This window comes from Sedimentisphaera cyanobacteriorum (assembly GCF_001997385.1).
In the GTDB taxonomy this organism is placed as follows: domain Bacteria; phylum Planctomycetota; class Phycisphaerae; order Sedimentisphaerales; family Sedimentisphaeraceae; genus Sedimentisphaera; species Sedimentisphaera cyanobacteriorum.
In genome coordinates this window covers 2010435-2029960 of sequence record NZ_CP019633.1, presented here as the reverse complement: position 1 = coordinate 2029960, position 19526 = coordinate 2010435, and the positions used below count along the sequence as shown (strand labels likewise).

General features: G+C 48.5%; 16 protein-coding genes. 10 read left to right on the top strand and 6 right to left on the bottom strand.

Going from position 1 to position 19526, the window contains the following annotated elements; genetic code table 11:
* The first annotated feature begins 150 nt into the window (after positions 1 to 150).
* The 3 genes from L21SP3_RS08225 (at position 151) to L21SP3_RS08215 (ending at position 3941) form a co-directional block, all read left to right on the top strand.
* A complete protein-coding gene (locus L21SP3_RS08225) occupies positions 151 to 1335 on the top strand; it encodes a glycoside hydrolase family 88/105 protein (protein ID WP_077540475.1) in 1185 nt (394 codons plus the stop codon).
* Positions 1336 to 1658: 323 nt separating this feature from the next.
* The gene (locus tag L21SP3_RS08220) at positions 1659 to 3026 is read left to right on the top strand and encodes a uroporphyrinogen decarboxylase family protein (protein ID WP_077540473.1); all 1368 of its coding nucleotides are present in this window, start codon (positions 1659 to 1661) and stop codon (positions 3024 to 3026) included.
* A 15-nt stretch (positions 3027 to 3041) separates the two neighbouring features.
* Positions 3042 to 3941, top strand: a complete 900-nt coding sequence (locus tag L21SP3_RS08215; RefSeq protein ID WP_077540471.1) for a CobW family GTP-binding protein — start codon at positions 3042 to 3044, stop codon at positions 3939 to 3941.
* Positions 3942 to 4185: 244 nt separating this feature from the next.
* Here L21SP3_RS08215 and L21SP3_RS08210 read toward each other — a convergent pair whose 3' ends face one another.
* Positions 4186 to 5376: an enolase C-terminal domain-like protein gene (locus L21SP3_RS08210; RefSeq protein WP_077540469.1), complete on the bottom strand. Its 1191-nt coding sequence runs from the start codon at positions 5374 to 5376 to the stop codon at positions 4186 to 4188.
* A 427-nt stretch (positions 5377 to 5803) separates the two neighbouring features.
* Between L21SP3_RS08210 and L21SP3_RS08205 the strand changes: the two genes are divergently transcribed.
* From L21SP3_RS08205 to arsN2, 6 genes are all read left to right on the top strand, one after another.
* On the top strand, positions 5804 to 6829 hold the full coding sequence (locus L21SP3_RS08205) for an IS30 family transposase (protein WP_077540467.1): 1026 nt from the start codon (positions 5804 to 5806) through the stop codon (positions 6827 to 6829).
* The gene (locus tag L21SP3_RS08200; RefSeq protein ID WP_077540465.1) at positions 6830 to 8917 is read left to right on the top strand and encodes a glycoside hydrolase family 172 protein; all 2088 of its coding nucleotides are present in this window, start codon (positions 6830 to 6832) and stop codon (positions 8915 to 8917) included.
* A gap of 16 nt (positions 8918 to 8933) precedes the next feature.
* The gene (locus L21SP3_RS08195) at positions 8934 to 10424 is read left to right on the top strand and encodes a sulfatase family protein (RefSeq protein WP_077540463.1); all 1491 of its coding nucleotides are present in this window, start codon (positions 8934 to 8936) and stop codon (positions 10422 to 10424) included.
* Positions 10425 to 10441: 17 nt separating this feature from the next.
* A complete protein-coding gene (locus tag L21SP3_RS08190; RefSeq protein WP_077540461.1) occupies positions 10442 to 11908 on the top strand; it encodes a sulfatase family protein in 1467 nt (488 codons plus the stop codon).
* The gene (locus tag L21SP3_RS08185; RefSeq protein WP_077540459.1) at positions 11905 to 14493 is read left to right on the top strand and encodes a glycoside hydrolase family 31 protein; all 2589 of its coding nucleotides are present in this window, start codon (positions 11905 to 11907) and stop codon (positions 14491 to 14493) included. Before L21SP3_RS08190 ends, L21SP3_RS08185 begins: the two co-directional genes overlap by 4 nt.
* A 138-nt stretch (positions 14494 to 14631) precedes the next feature.
* Entirely contained in the window at positions 14632 to 15081 is a 450-nt protein-coding gene (gene arsN2, locus L21SP3_RS08180; protein WP_123785172.1) for an arsenic resistance N-acetyltransferase ArsN2, read from the top strand.
* A gap of 17 nt (positions 15082 to 15098) precedes the next feature.
* Here arsN2 and mnmA read toward each other — a convergent pair whose 3' ends face one another.
* The 4 genes from mnmA to L21SP3_RS08160 are packed head-to-tail and all read right to left on the bottom strand — an operon-like array spanning position 15099 to position 18261.
* Positions 15099 to 16127 carry a tRNA 2-thiouridine(34) synthase MnmA gene (gene mnmA, locus L21SP3_RS08175; protein ID WP_123785171.1) on the bottom strand — a complete coding sequence of 343 codons (1029 nt, stop codon included), beginning with the start codon at positions 16125 to 16127 and terminating at the stop codon, positions 15099 to 15101.
* A 39-nt stretch (positions 16128 to 16166) separates the two neighbouring features.
* A complete protein-coding gene (locus tag L21SP3_RS08170; protein WP_077540453.1) occupies positions 16167 to 17588 on the bottom strand; it encodes a transglutaminase-like domain-containing protein in 1422 nt (473 codons plus the stop codon).
* Between the two features lie 15 nt (positions 17589 to 17603).
* Positions 17604 to 17978 carry a PaaI family thioesterase gene (locus L21SP3_RS08165; RefSeq protein ID WP_227806754.1) on the bottom strand — a complete coding sequence of 125 codons (375 nt, stop codon included), beginning with the start codon at positions 17976 to 17978 and terminating at the stop codon, positions 17604 to 17606.
* Positions 17979 to 17988: 10 nt separating this feature from the next.
* Entirely contained in the window at positions 17989 to 18261 is a 273-nt protein-coding gene (locus L21SP3_RS08160; protein ID WP_077540449.1) for a zinc-ribbon domain-containing protein, read from the bottom strand.
* A gap of 226 nt (positions 18262 to 18487) precedes the next feature.
* Here L21SP3_RS08160 and L21SP3_RS08155 point away from each other — a divergent pair, with 226 nt between their 5' ends.
* The gene (locus L21SP3_RS08155; RefSeq protein ID WP_161488152.1) at positions 18488 to 19333 is read left to right on the top strand and encodes an NAD(+)/NADH kinase; all 846 of its coding nucleotides are present in this window, start codon (positions 18488 to 18490) and stop codon (positions 19331 to 19333) included.
* 20 nt (positions 19334 to 19353) lie between these two features.
* On the opposite strand, the gene L21SP3_RS12005 is transcribed toward L21SP3_RS08155, so the two are convergent.
* Complete coding sequence (locus tag L21SP3_RS12005; RefSeq protein WP_161488151.1) at positions 19354 to 19524, bottom strand: hypothetical protein; 171 nt, start codon at positions 19522 to 19524, stop codon at positions 19354 to 19356.
* Between the last annotated feature and the right edge of the window lie 2 nt (positions 19525 to 19526).

The window sequence follows — 19526 nt, the reverse complement described above, 5'->3', positions numbered from 1 at the left end:
CAAGCGAAATTGGAAAATCGAACGGGCAAATTATTATTGCATATTCAGTATTTTTTTTGTAACCTGAAAACTGCGGTAAACGAGCCTTTGATTAGGGGTATTTCAATGGGCTCAGAGATTTTATATGGTTTTTATTAAAGGGTCTTTAAAATGTACAAAAGCTGTCTTTACGTATTGTCATTTTGTTTCACACTTCTTATCGTATCAAGCTCGATTGTCTCAGGTGCAGGCGATGCAGCCTTAGACAATGAAGAAACGGCGCTCTTGAAAAAAGAGAGCATCCTCAGCAATATGCGGCTTGCAAATGAGTATTTCATGGATAAATGGCCGAACCCGGGCGAGGATACTGTTACCGACAGGCGAAGACCGAGCAATATCTGGACTCGCGGAACATATTACGAAGGGCTTATGGCGCTTTACAGAATCGAGCCGGAAGAAAGCCAAAGTCAGCAATACTATGATTATGCAGTAGAGTGGGGCGAATCGCACGACTGGGGCATGTGGGGAGGCACCAAAACCCGAAACGCAGATAATCAATGCTGCGGCCAAACCTATATCGAGCTGTATCAGATAAAGCCCGAGCCTGAAAGGATCGCCAAGATCAAAAAGAGCATTGATCGTATGGTGAGCAGCGAAAAAATTGACGACTGGAACTGGATCGATGCGATTCAGATGGCGATGCCCGTTTTTGCAAAGCTCGGGGTGGTATGCGGGGATGATAAGTATTTCGGGAGGATGTATGAGATGTATTCCTATACCAGAAACAAACACGGCGACAGCGGTCTCTACAATCCCGAACATGGATTGTGGTGGAGAGATAAGGATTTCGACCCGCCATACACAACCCCTAACGGGAAAAACTGCTACTGGTCTCGGGGAAACGGCTGGGTGTATGCTGCGCTTGCAAGGGTGCTGGATGTGCTTCCGGAAAACGCGCCGCACAGGAACGAATACATCAAGGATTTCAAAGATATGTCTAAGGCGATTAAAGAGGTTCAGCGGGAAGACGGGTTCTGGGACGTAAGCCTCCACGACCCCGAGCATTTCGGCGGCAGGGAGCTCAGCGGAACCGCTTTCTTTGTTTACGGGATGGCTTGGGGAATCAATAACGGCCTGCTCGAGCCCGCTGATTATATGCCCGCTGCAATTAAGGGCTGGGTCGCTATGACTGAACACGCCCTGCACACAGACGGTTTTCTCGGATATGTCCAGAGCACTGGCAAGCAGCCCTCGGACGGCCAGCCTGTAAAATACGATAAAAAGCCGAATTTTGAGGATTACGCCCTCGGGGCATTCCTCCTTGCAGGCAGCGAGATTTATAGACTTGCTGAGTAAATTGCAGAAATAACCTTGCTTGATCAATTTTTACACTGAGCATTTTAACATCTGAAGTTTTCATACTGTCAAGCATTAACAAAAAGTCTTTTAATCCGGTCTTAACGCTTAGAGATTTCGGCGGCAGAGGCCTGCGTTTTGATTTGCAGCAGATTTACTAAAATGCACAGCAAAAAAGTGCTAAAGAGTTTTCCGCTGCTTAATTTTTCAAAGCATTTTAGCACAATACTGCTACTAATAGCTTGGATAGTTAAAGAATAATTCCCACTTTTGCTTTAGAATACTACCATCAAAACAACTATTAAGCAATTAGGGGAAATATTATGACAGGCAGAGAAAGAGTACTAAACGCTATCAGGTGCAGAGAAACCGACCGCATACCTTGGGTTCCTTTTGTGGGCAGCCATGCGGCCTCGCTTCTGGGAATAGGAGCGGAGGAGTATTTCAAATCAGCGGAGCTTATCTCCGAGGGAGCTCAGCTGGCGATAGAGAGATACAAACCCGACGGATTGCCGGTAACATTCGATCTCCAGATAGAGGCTGAAGTGCTCGGATGCGACGTTAAATACTCGCAGGACAATCCGCCGGCTGTATTCGGACACCCGCTGACTAAAGGCAAAAAACTCGAAGAGCTTTGGATGCCCCAAAAGGATGAGGGCAGGATTAAGACTGTTCTGCAAGCCGCCGAGACAATAAGACAGAAGAATCCGGATATCGCACTTTACGCAACAATCACAGGGCCTTTCACGCTTGCCCTGCACCTTCTCGGCACTGATATATTTATGAAAATGTTTGAGGATGTGGATTACGTAAAGCAGCTGATCGCATACTGCAGCGAAGTTGCCAAGAAAATGAGCGAATACTATATTCACGCCGGCTGCGATATTATTGCACTGGTTGACCCGATGACAAGCCAGATTGGCCCGGATATGTTCAAGCAGTTTGTTTCTCCCTATGCCTCAGAAATATTTGAGTTTATCAGGGCAAACGGTGCGGCCGGTTCATTCTTTGTTTGCGGGCATGCCCAGCAGAATATCGAGGCAATGCGGGACTGCAAACCGGAAAACATCTCTATAGACGAAAATATCTCTCTTGAATTTGTGAAACAGAAGTGTGAGGGGATGCAGGTGAGCTTTGGCGGAAACCTCCAGCTCACTACAGTTCTGCTTCTCGGCTCGGAGACTGATTCAGCTAAAGATGCTGTGCGGTGCATTGACAGCGCAGGGAAAACCGGTTTCATCCTTGCCCCGGGATGCGATCTGCCCTATGCAACGCCGCCAAAAAATCTCGAGGCGGTTACGAAGGTGGTGCAGGATGAATACGAACAGCAAATCGCTAGAAATATGCCCGATGAGAGCATTAAATTCGAGGATATAAGCCTGCCGAATTATCAGGACACTCAGAAGGTAACGGTAAACGTTATCACTTTAGACTCCGAGGCCTGCGCGCCCTGCCAGTATATGGTGGATGCGGTAAAAGCGGTCTGCGGAAAATTCGGAGACAAAGTGGAATGGCAGGAACACAAAATCAAAACACGCGACGGGCTTAAAGTTATGGCGGCTCTGGGCGTTCAGAATATCCCCACCGTCTGCATTGACGGTGAGATTTCGTTCATCTCAAGAATCCCGCCTAAAGAGGAGCTTGAAGAGGTTATAAGGAAAAAGCTCCAGAAGAAGGCTGAATCTGTTTGATTAAGGAGGAATGCTGTGGCAGTTTCAGTTTATGTTTTAACAGGGTATCTTGGGGCGGGAAAAACCACCGCCCTGAACTCAATCCTGAAAAGCGAACAGTTCAGGGATAAGAGAATCTCGCTTATAATCAATGAATTCGGGAAGATCGGCGTTGACGGCAAACTTCTGGAAAACCACTCTTTCCCGCTTTACGAAATCAACAAAGGCAGCGTTTTCTGCGTTTGCACAAAAACGGATTTCATCAAAACCGTTACCCAAATCAGGGAGCAGGCAAATACAGATATACTTATAATCGAGGCTACCGGCATAGCGGAGTCGTGCGATATTGAAAGCTTTATGAAAGAACCGATATTTAAGCAGGGATTTGAGATAAAGGCGAATGTATGCCTCGTGGATGCGGCAAACTTCACCAAAATTGCACCTTTCCTCAAGCCTGCTGTATCTCAGGTGCAGTATGCTGATCTAATAAACATAACCAAAACCGACATCGCAGATGAAGATGAGATTGCAGCTGTTGAGAAGCTGGTGAGAAACTACAACCCGCAGGCAAGGATTACCCTCGGCACTTACGGCAGAGGGCTTGCTGAGGATATCATCCAAACAAAACGCATTGAAAGAGAATCTGCAGGCATATCAATGACCCCGCCTGAGGATGTAATCGCTGTTTCGTTCACTCCGGAAGGAAACGTAAGCAGAGAAGAGTTCTTATCGCTTTTGGACAAACTCAAAAATCAAATCCTGAGGCTCAAAGGCTATGTGAATTTTGACGGGCAGCTCGAATATATAGAAGTTGTATGCGGAAAAGTTTTCAGCAGAAAAGAGCCTTCAAACAAGCGTCCTTCGCTTACGGTAATTGCATGGAAAATAAGCAGGGAAGAGATTGAACAGAAATTCAAAAACGTACTGAAAATATAGCGATTTCTCGGCATAAAGCCAAGATAAAGGGGAGCTGCCGGTTCTAAGTGTGCGACAATATTTTCCGGCAAAGCTTTTTAAAGCCGAATCAATCCGCTTGGGGCGCACAGTACTGCGCTGCAGTTTGCAATTTTCTCTCAGCCCATTCAGAGCCCGCAATTCCGCCTTGTCCTCAGGGAGTTTCTTACTTATTTGGCCCCGCAGAGGAATTTGCGGAATTATGCTCTTTGTTTTTCCGGCTTAATCAGCTTTTGAGAAGTTTGAGGCCAAAGCCCGGTGTTTCCGGGGTGGATATTTTCCCGTTTTCAATCTCGAAGCCTGAGAAATCCACGTCATCGGAAAAGCAGGTTACCCCTTCAATCGTGGGGATATTCCCGAGCCCTCTTGAGAGGTGGGAGATATAGCATGTTTTCAGCATAGACCCCCACGCATGCGGCGAGGCGAGGATGCTCATCTTTTTTAGGCGAGGCATCATATCCCTCCAAGGCGAAAAGCCCAATCCGATAATATCTGTGAGGTAATAGTCGAGAAGGCCTTTCTTTGCCAGCGATATGAGCTGCGCTTGAACAGGTCCCCATTCGCCATCTGCAATGAAGGTTGATTTGCCGCTTTCCTTGAGCCATTTTTTTAGCTTCCTGAAGCCTTCTTCCTCTTCGCGGAAGGGCTCTTCCATCCAGTAGAGCTCTGTATCGCCGATTCCTTTGAGGTATTCGATTGTGTCCTGATAAGTGTACATATCGTTTGCATCAGCAAGCAGGGTGGCATAAGGGAAGGCCTTGGCAATCTCGTTTGTAACATCAATATCCCGCTGCATACCCTCTTTCTCGGGCATCCATTTCTTTCCGCGCCCTATCTTTATCTTGAACTGCCTGTATCCGAAGTTGTAGTCGTATCGGCAGTTCTCGAGCACCTTGTCTATACCTGCGGGGTTGTCCTCCGGGTCGAGGTCGTCGAAGTATATCATACCGCTGTAGCAGTTTGTGCTCGCTGGGCCTTCTGCGCCGAGCATCTTGTAAACCGGCATATCCAGAATCTTGCCGGCAAGGTCGTGCAGGGCGATATCAAGCTGCTCGGGAGCAGAGTATTTTATGCCTGAGGCAGGGGATATAAGCTCTGAAATTTTTATGCCTTTTAGCGAATCATTCAGAAAGCCCGCTCTGTCTCTGCCTGCCGGGAACACGCCCCAACCCTCTGCGCCTTTGTTTGTACGGATTTTGCAGATGCTGACTGTCGGTCCCCTGCCGTGGTGTCCGAGGCGGGAATTTCGCCCTACATGGCGGGGATAGTTCAGCTTTACCCTGTCGTACTGTATCGAGCTGATTTTGTGTTCTGATAGAGCCTGCGAATGCTCGGATGGTGATTTTGCAGATGCAGCGGATGAAGACCCAAGAGCCGCTGCAGCGGCGGATGCCTGAAGGAATTCACGTCTTTTCATTTTTTCTCCTTATCGTCTTGCTGGAAGCTTTAATGCCTTGCTGACGAGCTAATTATAAAAATTTTTCAAGCGAATCCAATTTTTTATGTAAAAAAAACGCTTTTCGCACAGTATATTATACTAAAACTTAGATTTTAATTTGAAGCGCAACGCTTCGCTAATTTAATCAGCCCGCGTGGCGGGCTGGAGTTTATCGCTTTTAGCTGCCTGGATAGATAAAGAATAAGGGCGGCGGTTAAGCCGCCTCTATCCAGTATAGATTGTTGCGGTGCTCGGGTTGCTCTCCAGCATTGCCCTATCCCCTGCAACAAGATAATCTATTATAGCGATGGCGATTGCTTTTAAAAAGTAAAAAAAGAGCACCCATTACGGTTGTTTCCGATAGAGTGTTTTTTGACAAAAAAAGAACTCTATTTAAGGAATCGTAATGGGCTATGGACATCTTACCATTGATGAACGGGAAAGCATATTAAAAATGCGTTCAGAACGAAAAAATATGACGGATATTGCCAAACTGATTGGTCGTAATAAAGGTACGATCAGCAGGGAACTGTCGCGTAATATCAGCTCAACAGGCGAGTATAAGCCTCATCTGGCGCAGCGGTATTATCGCAGGCGTAGGGCTGAATCCAAACAGCCTTATCACCTTGAAGAAAACGGACGGCTGAGGCGGTATGTGATTGGTAAACTCAAAAAATATCTGTCCCCTGAACAAATATCAGGCCGCATTGAGATAGACTATCCAGATGACATTCAAATGCGTGTAAGCCCTTTGACCATATATAGTTGGGTTAAACGAGACAAGGTTGACGGCGGTGTTTTTTACAAGTTTTTGCGTCAAGGCCGTCGCAAACGACGAAAGAAGCACGGCAGTAATGACAAGCGTGGCCGGATACCGAACAAACGTTCGATCAGTGAGCGTCCGGAGGTTGTTGACAAGCGTAATCGCTTCGGCGATTGGGAGGGTGACAGCGTCAGCGGTAAAGGACACGGTTCATTTATTGCGACACTTGTCGAGCGTGCAAGCCGCTATCTGCTCTCTGGCAGGATGAAAGATAAGAGTGCCCAGAGCATGAATGAAACCACCCGAAGGTTGTTCAGGAAGATACCAAAGTCCAAGCGTCAAACGATGACAGTTGACAATGGCAAGGAGTTTGCCCAGTTTAAAGAGATGGAAAAAACAGTCGGCCTATGCTGCTACTTTGCTGATCCATACAGTTCTTATCAGCGTGGAACTAATGAAAACACAAACGGCCTGCTTCGTCAGTTCTTCCCTAAGGGAACTGATTTTAAGAAAGTTAGTGATAAGGAACTTGACAAAGTTGTCGCCTTAATCAATAATCGACCAAGGAAATGTTTAAAATATCGGACACCAAATGAAGTGCTCTGGAGCGATGAAAAAAGTTGCGCTTCAGATTTTATTCTAAGAAATTTTTTATCTAAGGAGTTTTAAATGTCAAAACGATTTTTTACTGCAATTGCGATATTCAGCATCCTTATTGTAGCTGATAAAGGGCTGAGCGAAACTGTAACTTTTCCTTCACTCCTTGAGGAAATGGTGAATCCGCGTATTACTGCCCAGTGGCCGGAGCCGGAGTATGAGTGTCTTCAGTTCAGCAGCTTCGACCGTGATTCCCGGGACAAGGGCGTCCCGAGCTGGTGGGACAATAAAGACAGAAGCCATTTCATTAGAACAGAGCAAAACGAAGGCAGAAAAGAATTCGTTTTGATGGATGCCGAAGGCCCCGGTGCGGTAGTGCGATTCTGGAGCACTTGGCACGGCCCGGGCGGAGGCGAATTCAGCAACGGTACATTGCGGTTCTATTTCAACGGAAGCAGCGAACCGGAAATTGAAGCCCCTATAGCCGATGTCCTCGACAAAGGCTATCTCGCAGAAGCACCTCTGGGCAATTCTGTTGCCAAAACTACAGAATACGCAAAGCGCGGCCATAACCTCTATTTGCCTATCCCATATTCTAACGGCTGCAAAATAACCTACCAGACCGGCGCCTTTATAGACAGAGGAGCTGTTGAGGGAGAGGCGCTTTACTACATAATCAACTGCAGAAAATATACGAAGGGAACCGATGTAAAGACGTTCTCTTTGGCCCAGCTCGAGAAAAACAAAGCACTCATCAGCGAGGTGCAGAAAACGCTGGAAAAAGGGTTGAAGTTTAGCTCAAAACCCGCTGCATCTTTCAGCGCAATGCTGAAAAAGGGCGATAAAAGCCGGATTACATTAGCCGGCAGCCGCTGCATTAGCGGTATTAAAGTTAAGCTTGGAGGCGGGGATGTCTCAGAGGCTCTTCGAAGAGCCGTTATCAAAATCCGCTTCGACGGCAAACCCGCTGTATGGGCTCCTCTGGGCGATTTCTTCGCCACTGGATACCAGCTCCATCCCTACAAGACCTTTTATGCAGGCGTTAAAGAGGATGGAACGATGTATTGCAGATGGATTATGCCTTTCAGAAGCGATGCCCAGCTCGCTATCGAGAATATCGGCAGCGGAACTGTTCATATCGAGAAGGCAGAGGTCTATACAGAGCCTTGGCAATGGGACGAAAACTCGCTCTACTTCCATTCGCGATGGAAGCAGTGGAAAGATATAAAAACCCGCAGCAATAAGGACAACCCCGCCAACGGGGCGTTCGATCTGAACTGGATTACAATAAACGGCAGGGGCAAGTATGTGGGCGATGCGCTCACGATTTTCAACAACGCTCCGAGATGGTGGGGCGAGGGCGATGAGAAGATCTACATCGACGGCGAAGATTTCCCGTCCCACTTCGGCACAGGTACAGAAGACTACTACGGCTATGCATGGTGCAGGCCGGCGAAATTCAGCGCTGCCTTCCACGCTCAGCCCTGCGGGGCGGGCAATTTCCAGCGCGGGTTTACGGTGAACAGCAGATTCCGCTCTCTGGACGCAATTCCGTTCAGCAAAAGCCTGAAATTCGATATGGAGCTTTGGCACTGGGCGGAAACCACTGTAGATTATGCCCCTGTGATGTTCTGGTATGCCAAGAAAGATTCCAGCTCGAATCTCGACCCCCAGCCCGAAGAGGCGATCAAGCCTCTGCCTGATATAAGCGAAGAGGGAAGGGTTCAGATCGATATTGAAGGCGCGATTGAAGGCGAGAGGATGCAGATAGTGCGATGCGAAGGAGGCAGGGCATTTGTTCAGAAGAATACGAGGTTCGGCTGGAGCGAGGACGAGCAGGTTTGGTGGCAGAACGGAAAACCGAATCAAAAGCTTGTATTGAGCTTTGAAAGCGAAAAAAGCGGGAAGTTCAAGATTTACGCAAACCTGACGAAGGCAAGAGACTACGCTGTAGTGGATATCAGGGTCAACGGTAGGCTTATGAAAGAGGGTCTTGATCTTTTCAATCCGGCAGTTAAGGCAAGAGAAACCCTGCTCGGGAAAGCCGAAATACGTGAGGGAGAGAATAGCATTGAGGTGCAGATCAAAGGCGCCAATCCAAAAGCGGTTAAGAGGTATATGTTCGGGCTTGATTATATAAAGCTTATTGAGGCTGAATAGTGAAAGAAAGTTTAAAATGAATCGGTTAAACAGAAGATTATTTTTAAAACGCGCCGGAGGGCTTGCAGCTTTAACGGCCTTTTCAGGGCTTGCAGAGAGTTTGTCAGCCGCTGATGCGTCCGAGAAGCTTCCCAATTTTGTTGTAATACTCACAGATGATCAGGGATATGAAGACGTAGGCTGCTACGGCGCCGACGGCTTCGAAACGCCCAACTTAGACAAAATGGCCGCTGAGGGGATGAGATTTACCGATTTCCACGTATCTCAGAGCGTATGCAGCCCCTCCAGAGCGGCTCTTATGACAGGCTGCTATCACCCGCGTGTCGGGATATACAAGGCCCTTTTCCCGCATGTAAACCGAGGCCTCAATCCGAAGGAAGAAACCATAGCCGAGGTGCTAAAGCCCAGAGGCTATCGCTGCGGGATATTCGGCAAATGGCATCTTGGCCATCGCTATCCGTTCCTTCCGCTTCAGCAGGGGTTTGATGAGTATTTCGGACTGCCTTACTCGAATGATATGTGGCCGCGGGATTTCGACGGCACAACCCTCAAAGACGGCTGCCACCCCAAAGCCAGATGGCGCATCGGCATACCCGATCTGCCTGTGATGCAGGGCAATACAATAATCGATAGAATCAGAACCATGCAAGACCAGAATAAGCTCACAGCTATGTACACTAAAAGAGCTGTTGACTTCATTGAAAGGAATAAATCCCAGCCGTTTTTCCTCTATCTGCCCCATTCGATGCCGCATGTTCCGCTTGGGGTGAGCGATAAGTTTCGCGGAAAGAGCAAAAAAGGCATCTACGGCGATGTGATTATGGAGATAGACTGGTCTGCGGGCGAGATTATCAAAGCTCTGAAACGAAACGGATTAGACGAAAACACGCTCGTAATCTTCACCTCAGACAATGGGCCTTGGCTAAATTACGGCAAGCATGGCGGCTCAGCAGACCCGCTCAGAGAGGGCAAAGGCTCAAACTGCTGGGAAGGGGGAAGCAGAGTTCCGTGCATAATGAGATGGCCGGGCAGAATCCCCGCCTCCAGCGTTTGCGATAAGCTCGCAGGGACTATCGACATCCTGCCCACATTTGCCAGTCTCAGCGGGGCAAAGCTTCCAGAGAAGAAAATAGACGGCGTTGACATTACCTCCCTGCTTGAAGGCAGGGAAAATGCAGAGCCTCGAAAATATTATTTCTACTATTACGAAAAAGAGCTTGATGCTGTAAGACGCGGGCCTTGGAAGCTGGTATTCCCGCATAAATACCGCGGCTGCGAAGGGGTTGAGCCCGGGAAGAACGGCTTCCCCGGACCGAGAGAGCTTCGCAGGGCCGAGAAGGCTCTTTACAACCTGAACGAAGATATCGAGGAGCATAACAATGTTATTAACGAACACCCCGAGATAGTTAGAGAGCTTGAAAAACTGGCCGAATCTGTTAGAAAAGAGCTTGGCGACGGCAGGAAAAATATGCGCGGCAGCGGCCAGAGACCGGTCGGAAGAATATAATATTAAAAGGAGAAATTATGAAATCCAGAAGAGAATTTTTGAAGGCGGGCTGCCTTATGAGCGCCTCGCTTGCTTTCGGTTCGTCATTAATCGGGGCTGAAAAGAAAGCCAAAAGGCCGAATATTATATTCATTATGGCCGATGACCACGCCTCGCAGGCCTTCAGCTGCTACGGCAGCAATCGCAACAAAACCCCCAACCTCGACCGAATCGCAGAAGAGGGAATGCTGTTTGAAAACTGCTTCTGCACAAATTCGATCTGCGCACCGAGCCGTGCGGTAATCCTGACAGGCAAACACAGCCACATCAACGGCAAGACAACCAACAGGCACAATGAGCCTTTCGACGGCTCACAGCAGACAGTGCCCAAGCTGATGCGCAAGTGCGGCTATCAGACTGCAATGATCGGCAAATGGCATCTTCGCAGCGAGCCGACAGGCTTCGATCACTGGGAGGTGCTCCCCGGGCAGGGCAAATACCACGACCCGGTCTTCAAAACAGAAAAGGGGAAGAAGAAGTATAAGGGCTACGTAACAGACCTTATCACAGACTTCACAATCGACTGGCTCGAAAACCGCAATAAAGACAAGCCGTTCTTTTTGATGAGCCATCATAAAGCCCCGCACCGGAGCTGGCATCCAGATGAAAAACACAAGGGGATGTATGAGGACAAAGAAATCCCCGTACCAGAGACTTTCGACGACGACTACTCCACCCGCTGCGCTGCGGCAGAGGAAAGCGAAATGACAATTCTAAATCACCTGCGCAAATGGGACTTGAAGAAAACCCCGCCCAAAGGGCTCACCAAGGAAGAACGCAAACACTGGAACTACCGCAGGTATATGGAAGACTACCTCGCCTGCATCGCCTCGATCGATGATAATATCGGAAGACTGCTTGACTATCTCAAAAAAAGCGGGCTCGAAGAAAATACAATAATCATATACACCTCCGATCAGGGTTTCTTCCTTGGTGAACACGGCTGGTTCGACAAACGCTTTATGTATGAGGAGTCGCTAAGGATGCCTCTTCTTATGCGCTGGCCAAGGCACATAAAGCCGGGCAGAGTTACCGATTCGATGGTGATGAATCTGGATTTCGCCCCCACTTTCCTCGATGCCGCAGGGCTGGATATACCCGGCGATATTCAGGGCGAAAGCTTCGTCCCTATTCTGAAAGGCAGCGAGCCGGATAACTGGCGGGATGCCGTTTATTACCATTACTACGAATACCCCGCAGTGCATCAGGTGAAAAGGCATTACGGCATACGAACAAAACGCTACAAGCTCATTCACTTCTACTTCGATATAGACTGCTGGGAGCTCTACGACTTAGAGAAAGACCCCAACGAACTTAACAATCTCTACGGCAAAGCCGAATATCAGTCTCTTGTGAAAAGGCTAAAGGCTGAGCTGAAAAGGCTTCAGGTGAAATACAAAGACACCGAATTCATTAAAAACTTCAAAGGAGGCAAAAAGATATGACTTACAATTTACAGAAATTCTCGGCATCAATTTTGATTATTGGTGCTATAGCTGCGGTTTGTTCTGCAGCTCCAAAGAGCTTTATTACAGGCGATGTACGGATTCAGCCTCTCTCTGAAACGCTTGTGCGTATGGAGGTTCGGGGGCCGAAGGGCTTTGAAGACCGACCTACATTCCACATACAAAACAGGGACATTGGCGGAGCCGAAGCCGAGAAGAGTGCAGAAAACGGCAATATAATCGTTAAAACCCCTGCCTACAGCGTTCATATTCCGCAAAACGCAGGAAATCTGGACAAAGCATATATAACCGATTCTGCAGGCAGGAAAATCTGGAGCAAAGACAGCGATGAAGAATACTTCCCGATTGAATGCCGCTGGCCAAACAGCGGGGGAGGCTTCTTCTACGACAGCGGCAAACTGCTCGGACATGCCGAAAACGAAGATGCAGATAAATTCCTCTGGAAAAAAGAGAGCAGTGGGAATTGGTTCATACTCAAAAACAAAGCCACCGGCGATTATATCTACCTCGATAAGGATGAAGATTTCGTCTGCTGCGGGAAACCTTCCAGCATCAAACAGGCTCAATGGCAGCAAGAGCCCGCAGGCAGAGGGTTTGCAAGGCTGAAAAACCGTGCTCACCCAAAATACTACCTGCATATCGAAAATAAAGAGGGGTTTGTAGAATACGATACCAAAGACACAAAGAACGATACTGACACCCCGCTCACCGGCTGGCACAGTGCAAACTGGAGGCTCGAGAAGAAGAGCAGGAACCGCAGATACCTTCCCGAACCCACAGAAAAGACAAAGGCCTGGATGATAGCAGATGAGCCCAGATACGTCCCTTCAAGGTGGGAATACAACCCCGCTCCTGAAGGCTTGAAAAACAACGGCTGGGATATGAGCAATAATGCCGAAGATATCTACGTCTTCCTCCCGCAGGGAAACTGGAAAAGGCTCAGGCAGGATTTTATCGAGCTTACCGGCAGGACAAATCTTGTGCCTCTCTATGCCCTCGGCGGATGGGACAGCAGATACTACGCCTATACCCAGAAATATGCTGTCAATAAGATAAAGAAGTATCAGACCAGGGACATTCCTCTGGATGTTTTCGTAGTTGACACAGACTGGCGCGTTGGTGCTTCTATAGGGTATGATATAAACAAAAAGCTCTTTCCCGATATGGAAAAATTCATCTCGGATGCCCACCGCATGGGCAAGAGAATCGTTTTCAACGACCACCCTGAACCGCAGGCGGAGGCGCTTGAGCGGGAGGAAGTGAACTACCGTAATAAAGGGCTTAGAGGCCTTTTCGATATAGGCCTTGATTTCTGGTGGTTCGACAGAAACTGGCACACCTGCATAATTCCTCCTGATGGAATTGCTAAGGAAGTTTTCGGGATGTATATCTACGATGCTGTAACGAGGGACTACTACCCGCACCGCAGACCTCTGATTATGGCAAACTACGACGGAATCGACCACGGCAAGATCAACCGGCCTTCCAATATCGCCGCCCACAGATACTCAATCCAGTGGACAGGGGACACCCGCTCGCACTGGAACTCCCTGAAGGATGAGATAAGGAATGCTGTGTTTGCAGGCGTTTACGGGCCGTTTCCGTATCTCAGCACAGACGTTGGCGGGCATATGGGAGACCTCACAACAGAGCAGTACTGCAGGTGGGTTCAGTTTGGAACGCTTTCGCCGATCTTTCGCCTGCACAGCAACCACAGATGGACAAGAGCCCCTTGGACTTATGATGACCCCTCTGAATCAGTAGTGCGAAGGTTTATGCAGATGCGTATGCGGCTGCTGCCTGTGCTTTATACCGCAGCAAGAGAGAACTGGGAAACCGGCGAACCGATTATGAAACGCTGCGACCTTCTCTACCCTGAATTCGAAGAGGCAAAGACAAATCACCAGTATCTGATTGGCGATAATATCCTCTTTGCCCCTGTTTACGAGCCTATGAAGGACAGTCCAAAACGCTCGCTATGGCTTCCGCCGGGAGAATGGATCAACGCATTCACAGGCGAGGTGCTTGAAGGCGGGAAAACGGTTTCAGCTGAGCTAAACCTCGAAACAGTACCGCTGTTTGTGCGCAGCGGATCAGTTATTCCGCTTGCCCCGAATATGCTTGATACCGCCAAAAAGCCGTGGGATCCGATAACCCTTGATATCTACCCCTCTTCTAAGACCGCTGCAAAAGCCCAGCTCTACGAAGACGACCGTATGAGCAGGGACTACAAACAAGGCTTCTGCAGGGAAACCGCCTTCTCCTGCAAGCCGGAAAACGGCGGAAAAGTTCTGGATGTGAAGATCTCTGAGGCAGACGGTACATTCCAGAACTCCCTCAAGGAAAGAAGCTGGAAACTGCGCATCCATAAACCTGAAGGCGTTAAAACAATAAGCAGGGTACTCGCAGACGGGAAACAGATAAGCTGGCAGCTCGAAGAAAAAGATTCTGCAAAGATGCCTTTCGCCGTTGAAGCAGGCAGCCCGGACGGCGATATATTTGTAATCACTCTGCCCAAGGAAAGCGTTTATCAAAGCCGGAACGTGAAAATCACATTTGAGTAGCAGCGGTTTTGGCAAACAATAAAACCCCAAAAAGGCAGGCTGTATGGTCTGCCTTCTCTTTTTTGGAAAATGCTTGAAAATAAGCGGCTATTGCCAATTATATAAACGCAAAAAGTTTTGAAAATATTCGGGGCAGTTATGAAATTCAGAAGAGCGGTTAGAAAAGATTTAAGCCTTATCAGATCAATCGTTGCTCAGGCAGGCCTGCCGAGTTACGATTTAACAGAGCAGAAGGCCGAAAACTTCATTATAGCCGAAGATAACGAAGGCAGGGCTCTGGGTACTGCCGGCTTTGAGCTCTCCGGCGCAGACGGCCTGCTCCGCTCGCTTGCAGTTTGCAATGAGGCCAAAGGCAGAGGTCTGGGAAGAGCGCTTGTAAGCCGGATTGAGCGGATCTGCGCCGAGAAGGGCATCGCTGATCTGTACCTGCTAACCAAAACAGCTCCTGATTATTTCCCCGCCCTTGGCTACCAACGGATAAACAGAGACAAAACCAGCAGTGATATCGAAAAGTTCACCCAGTTTACAGACACCCCGCCCGGGGAGGCGGTATGTATGGTAAAATCGCTCTCTCAGATGCAGGCTTAGCTCTCTGCCCGCAGGTTTTAATTCCTGCCAATCCATCCCCCAGCAGCGAGGACGAGCTTATCGCCTTCAGGCACATAAACCGCAGCCGCCTGTCCGGGGGTGGCAGCGCTTACAGGCTCGGCAAATTCAATATGCAGCCGGCCGGCAGTTTGATAAACCCTTGCCTCAGCGGGAGGGCTGTTGTATCGTATCTTCACCCTCGCCTCAAACTCCTCGTATATCGGCTCTGTAAGCCAGTTTAAATCCTCTGCGACTATCCTGTCATTCAGCAGGTCTTCCCTCTCCCCCAGCACAACGGTATTCGTTTCGCTGTTTATATCCACCACATACATCGGCTTGCCAAGAGCAATCCCGAGCCCCCTTCGCTTGCCGATAGTGTAGCGGTGTATGCCTTCATGGCTGCCGAGAAGATTGCCTTCCGTGTCGTAAACGCTGCCCTTTTTTACAATATCCGGCCGCTCTCTTTCAAGACGGTCGAAGTAGTTCTCTTCGCTGATGAAGCATATCTCCTGCGAGTCTGGCTTATCATGCACCTCAAGCCCGAGGTCTCTGGCAATCTTGCGTATCTGCTGTTTTTTCTTCAGCCCGAGAGGGAAGAGAACCCTCGACAATACATTCCTGTCAACCATAGAGAGTATGTAAGACTGCTCCTTTTTCTCGTCGATGCCTGCGTATATCCGGCCGTTTTTCTGATGGATGTAATGGCCTGTTGCGAAATACTCAGCCCCGTGCTGCCTTGCATAATCGAAAAGCTCGCCGAATTTGATGATTCTGTTGCAGTAAACGCAGGGGTTGGGCGTTCTGCCCCGCTTATACTCCTCCACAAAATAATCCATAACCCGCTTGAAAGAATCCCGAAGGTCAACCACGTGCAGTTTGATGCCCAGCTTCTCAGCCATCTTTTCGGCGTCTTCTCTATCATTGCCGCTTTTCTCGTGGGTGATCATAAACACGCCGAAACACTTGAACCCTTCACTGCGCAAAAGGGCAGCAGCAGCAGAGCTGTCCACCCCGCCGCTCATTGCTATACAAACTTCTTTACCCAAATTTCCCCCGATTTTGCCCTGATTTACGTGATATGCTTTCTATTCGCCCTCCGGCTTATCGCCCCTGCTGCACTCAAGAATTTCCACACCGTTGATAATTCCGAAGAAATCTATAATCTCGCCCTTGCCTTCCACGAGCTTGATATGGGAGCTGTCGAAGCCGTTTTTGCCTATTGCTGCATCAAGGCCTACCCACTTGCCGCCTGCGAAGGCCTCGTTCCAAGCGTGAAAGCCGAATTTATTCTCTCCGAAGAACTGCATAGTATGCACGAGCCCGCCCGCTGCCTTGCACGGGATCCCCGCTGCTCTGCATAGAGCTGCCGTGAGAACCGAATGCTCGGTGCAGTCTCCGGTTTTGTTCACTGCTGTCTCTGATGCCCTTGCATAGGCTGTGGCAAGATTCTTTTTGTCAATGTATTTATGCACAAATTCCTCAATCTTCCGTGCCTTTGCAAGTTCGCCCTCAGGCATGTCGATTTTGTCTAACAGCTTTTGAACCTCCGGGCTTTTGTAATCCACGTAGTCTGTCTCGCTGAGGTACTTTTCTCTTTCGGCCTCGCTGAGCTTTACTCTTCTTTGTGATGGTGAAGGGTGAACAGTAACGCGGTACTTATTTTCGCCCAGATTCTCGCTCTTCTGCATACCGGTTGAAGGTATTCCGGAAGAGTCGTTATTGAGCTTTAGGGTATATACCATCGGGCGTTGGAAATCATCGCTTTCAAGCTCGCAGGGGCTTTCCAAAAGTGTCTGCTCGAGCAAATCAACTGATTCATTCTCGCTCAGGGCAAACTCCCTGCTGCACCGCACGAAGCTCAGCTCTATGCCCATCATATTCACTGTGGTTTTGTAAAGCTGGCCCTTTTCATCGCACCAGCCCACAGAGTTTACTGTGCTGCCCCCGGCGACGTAGTTTTCGCTAGTCTGAACCTTGTAGAGCATTCGGGGAACGCCGAGAAGCTTTGTATCCTGCTTCCTGCCAAACTTCATTACCGTTCGAACAGGGCTTACGGTTTCCGGGTCGAAGCTCATAATTTCTATCTCGCTGCCCTCAGAGATTTCTGCGCCGGAGAGCTTGTGCTCGATGCCTGCAGGGAAGAGGATATCCTCGTTCCAGTCGTCCTTAAAAACGCCCCGTTCCGTTACGATCTTAACCTGACCATCTCTGATTGTGAAATGCTTTCTAACGGTTGTGCCGGTCATGCTAAGTTCGTAGCTCATCTCTTTGGGCTCAAAATCGGCTGTTTCAACATACTCGATTACCGTTTCCATGGAAAGTGTTGTGCCGAATCTTGTCATCTCCATAAAGATTTTGTTTTCGGTTGTGATTTTTCCGTCGCTGCGGGTTTGCTTCTCGAGCATATAACCGCTCTTGCCGGAATTCATAAACAAAGCGTAATACTTCTCCGCATCTGCGAAGCTTACAGCGGAAAGTACGAGAAGGAAAATAATAAGACGTTTCAATTTACTGCTCCTTAATCAAAATTTGCGGTATGCAAGCCCTTCGAACACTGCCACAGTGTCTCCGCTGCTGTCTGTAATATCCACCTTCACGCAGCCGAGCCTGCCGCGGGGGTTAACTTCCCGCGCCTCGGCTACAACCTCATCGCCTGCTGTTGTGGGCTTTAGGAAAGAAACGTTGGCATTCACAGCAACCGCATCAAAATCGTGCGTGTTGGCAGCGGCTGCAAACGTTGTATCTGCGAGCGTGAAAAGAGCCCCGCCGTGGGTCATATCGAGCCCGTTGAGGTGCTCGTTTGCTATTTTCATCCTGGCCTTGGCATACCCGTCTGCTGTTTCTAATATCTCTACGCCGCAGTGGCGGGCGAATTTATCTCTGTCAATCGAACTCAACCCTATCTCCCTAACGTTTGTTTATCCTGATCAGAAAAAAGGTTATCAGGCTGAAAATCGCCGCTATTACCATTATACGAGGCTGCCTGATTATAATCCAGAAAATCAGCATTATTATTGAAGCGGTAAGAATGGTTTTAACAACTTCCCTGAACCTCTCGGGGAGCTTGTCTTCGCTTTTTTGCGGGATATTCGATTCTCGCTTTCCGTACTGAGCTGTGCCGCATTCGGGGCAGTATTTATCTGTATCGCCGATTCTTTTGCCGCATTTTTTACATATCATAATATCTAAGCCTTAAAACAAAGCTGGTTAATTCCATTTGTAACACAATATCGAATATATACTATACTCTCGGAATTGCAAGCAATTGGCGCCGAAATTCGTACGCACGCTAATGCTGAAGAGAAAAATCAGAACTGGGCGGATAAAAAAGCTTTATTTGAAAGGGTGGATTTTATATAATCAGAAAAGTTTGTACAAAACTTTCTCTTTAATGAAAGTACTCCTTATGAAGCTGATATATTTTGCAGACATAAAAAGGAAAGAATCCGCCGAGGCGGTTGAAGTGTTCAGGAAGTTCGCCGAGGGCAAAGCGGAAATTCTCGAAAACTGCTTCGGCAGAAAAAACTGCGCAGACTTTGCCGGCATTGCCGATATCGCTGTTGTAATAGGCGGGGATGGGTCTATCCTGCACGCAGCACACAGCCTTCTCGGAGCGGGAATACCCGCTGCGGGGATAAATATGGGAAGGCTCGGATTCCTCGCAGAATTCAGCTTAGAACATCTCGAGAAGCATTTCGACCAGATTTTCAAAGGCCGATTCGCTGTTGAGAAGAAACAGCTGATAAACTGCGAGACGGTGAAAAAAGACGGTACAGTGGAGACGGCATGCGCACTTAACGACATAGCAATAAACTCCGGGCGGCCATTCAACACGATTGAAATGGAAATCGAGGTCAATTCCAGCCCGGTAACAAGCTGCGTTGGCGACGGAATCGTTGTTTGCACCCCCACAGGCTCAACAGCATACAACCTCTCAGCGGGCGGGCCGATTATATCAAACGATGTAGAGGCGGTTTGCATTACCCCGCTCAATCCCCATTCGCTGAGCTTCAGGCCGGTGGTGGTGGATTCGAGGAAGGTGATTCATATATACCCTCTCTCGGTGAACGAGGGCTCTTCTGTAAATGCAGACGGGCAAAACATTGCCGAGCTAAATGACGTTGAGAGCATTAAAATTGAAAAAAGCCCGCAAAATTTCGAGATAATCAGCAACCCCGATAAAACCGAATGGGACGTGCTGGCATACAAACTTAAATGGGCTCAAAAACCGCACTACAAGGAAAAGGGCTGAAATTAACAGCGCAGGAATATTCACTCTTCAGCAATTGCAAGTCTTTTGTCTATTGGAGGAATTGTTTTGCACTTTGCGATCGATGTACGCACTTTTACAAGAAGCGATTCAGGAAGCGGGGCTAAGAACAGCAAATTGCCGTTATCGTTAGCCTTTAATAGACTATCTCTGAGCTGTGATTTCAATTTCACTT

Coding starts and splice junctions, on each gene's coding strand:
- L21SP3_RS08225 (WP_077540475.1), top strand. CDS start 151: ATGTACAAAAGCTGTCTTTACGTATTGTCATTTTGTTTCACACTTCTT.
- L21SP3_RS08220 (WP_077540473.1), top strand. CDS start 1,659: ATGACAGGCAGAGAAAGAGTACTAAACGCTATCAGGTGCAGAGAAACC.
- L21SP3_RS08210 (WP_077540469.1), bottom strand. CDS start 5,376: ATGAAAAGACGTGAATTCCTTCAGGCATCCGCCGCTGCAGCGGCTCTT.
- L21SP3_RS08205 (WP_077540467.1), top strand. CDS start 5,804: ATGGGCTATGGACATCTTACCATTGATGAACGGGAAAGCATATTAAAA.
- L21SP3_RS08200 (WP_077540465.1), top strand. CDS start 6,830: ATGTCAAAACGATTTTTTACTGCAATTGCGATATTCAGCATCCTTATT.
- L21SP3_RS08195 (WP_077540463.1), top strand. CDS start 8,934: ATGAATCGGTTAAACAGAAGATTATTTTTAAAACGCGCCGGAGGGCTT.
- L21SP3_RS08190 (WP_077540461.1), top strand. CDS start 10,442: ATGAAATCCAGAAGAGAATTTTTGAAGGCGGGCTGCCTTATGAGCGCC.
- L21SP3_RS08185 (WP_077540459.1), top strand. CDS start 11,905: ATGACTTACAATTTACAGAAATTCTCGGCATCAATTTTGATTATTGGT.
- arsN2 (WP_123785172.1), top strand. CDS start 14,632: ATGAAATTCAGAAGAGCGGTTAGAAAAGATTTAAGCCTTATCAGATCA.
- L21SP3_RS08160 (WP_077540449.1), bottom strand. CDS start 18,261: ATGATATGTAAAAAATGCGGCAAAAGAATCGGCGATACAGATAAATAC.
- L21SP3_RS08155 (WP_161488152.1), top strand. CDS start 18,488: ATGAAGCTGATATATTTTGCAGACATAAAAAGGAAAGAATCCGCCGAG.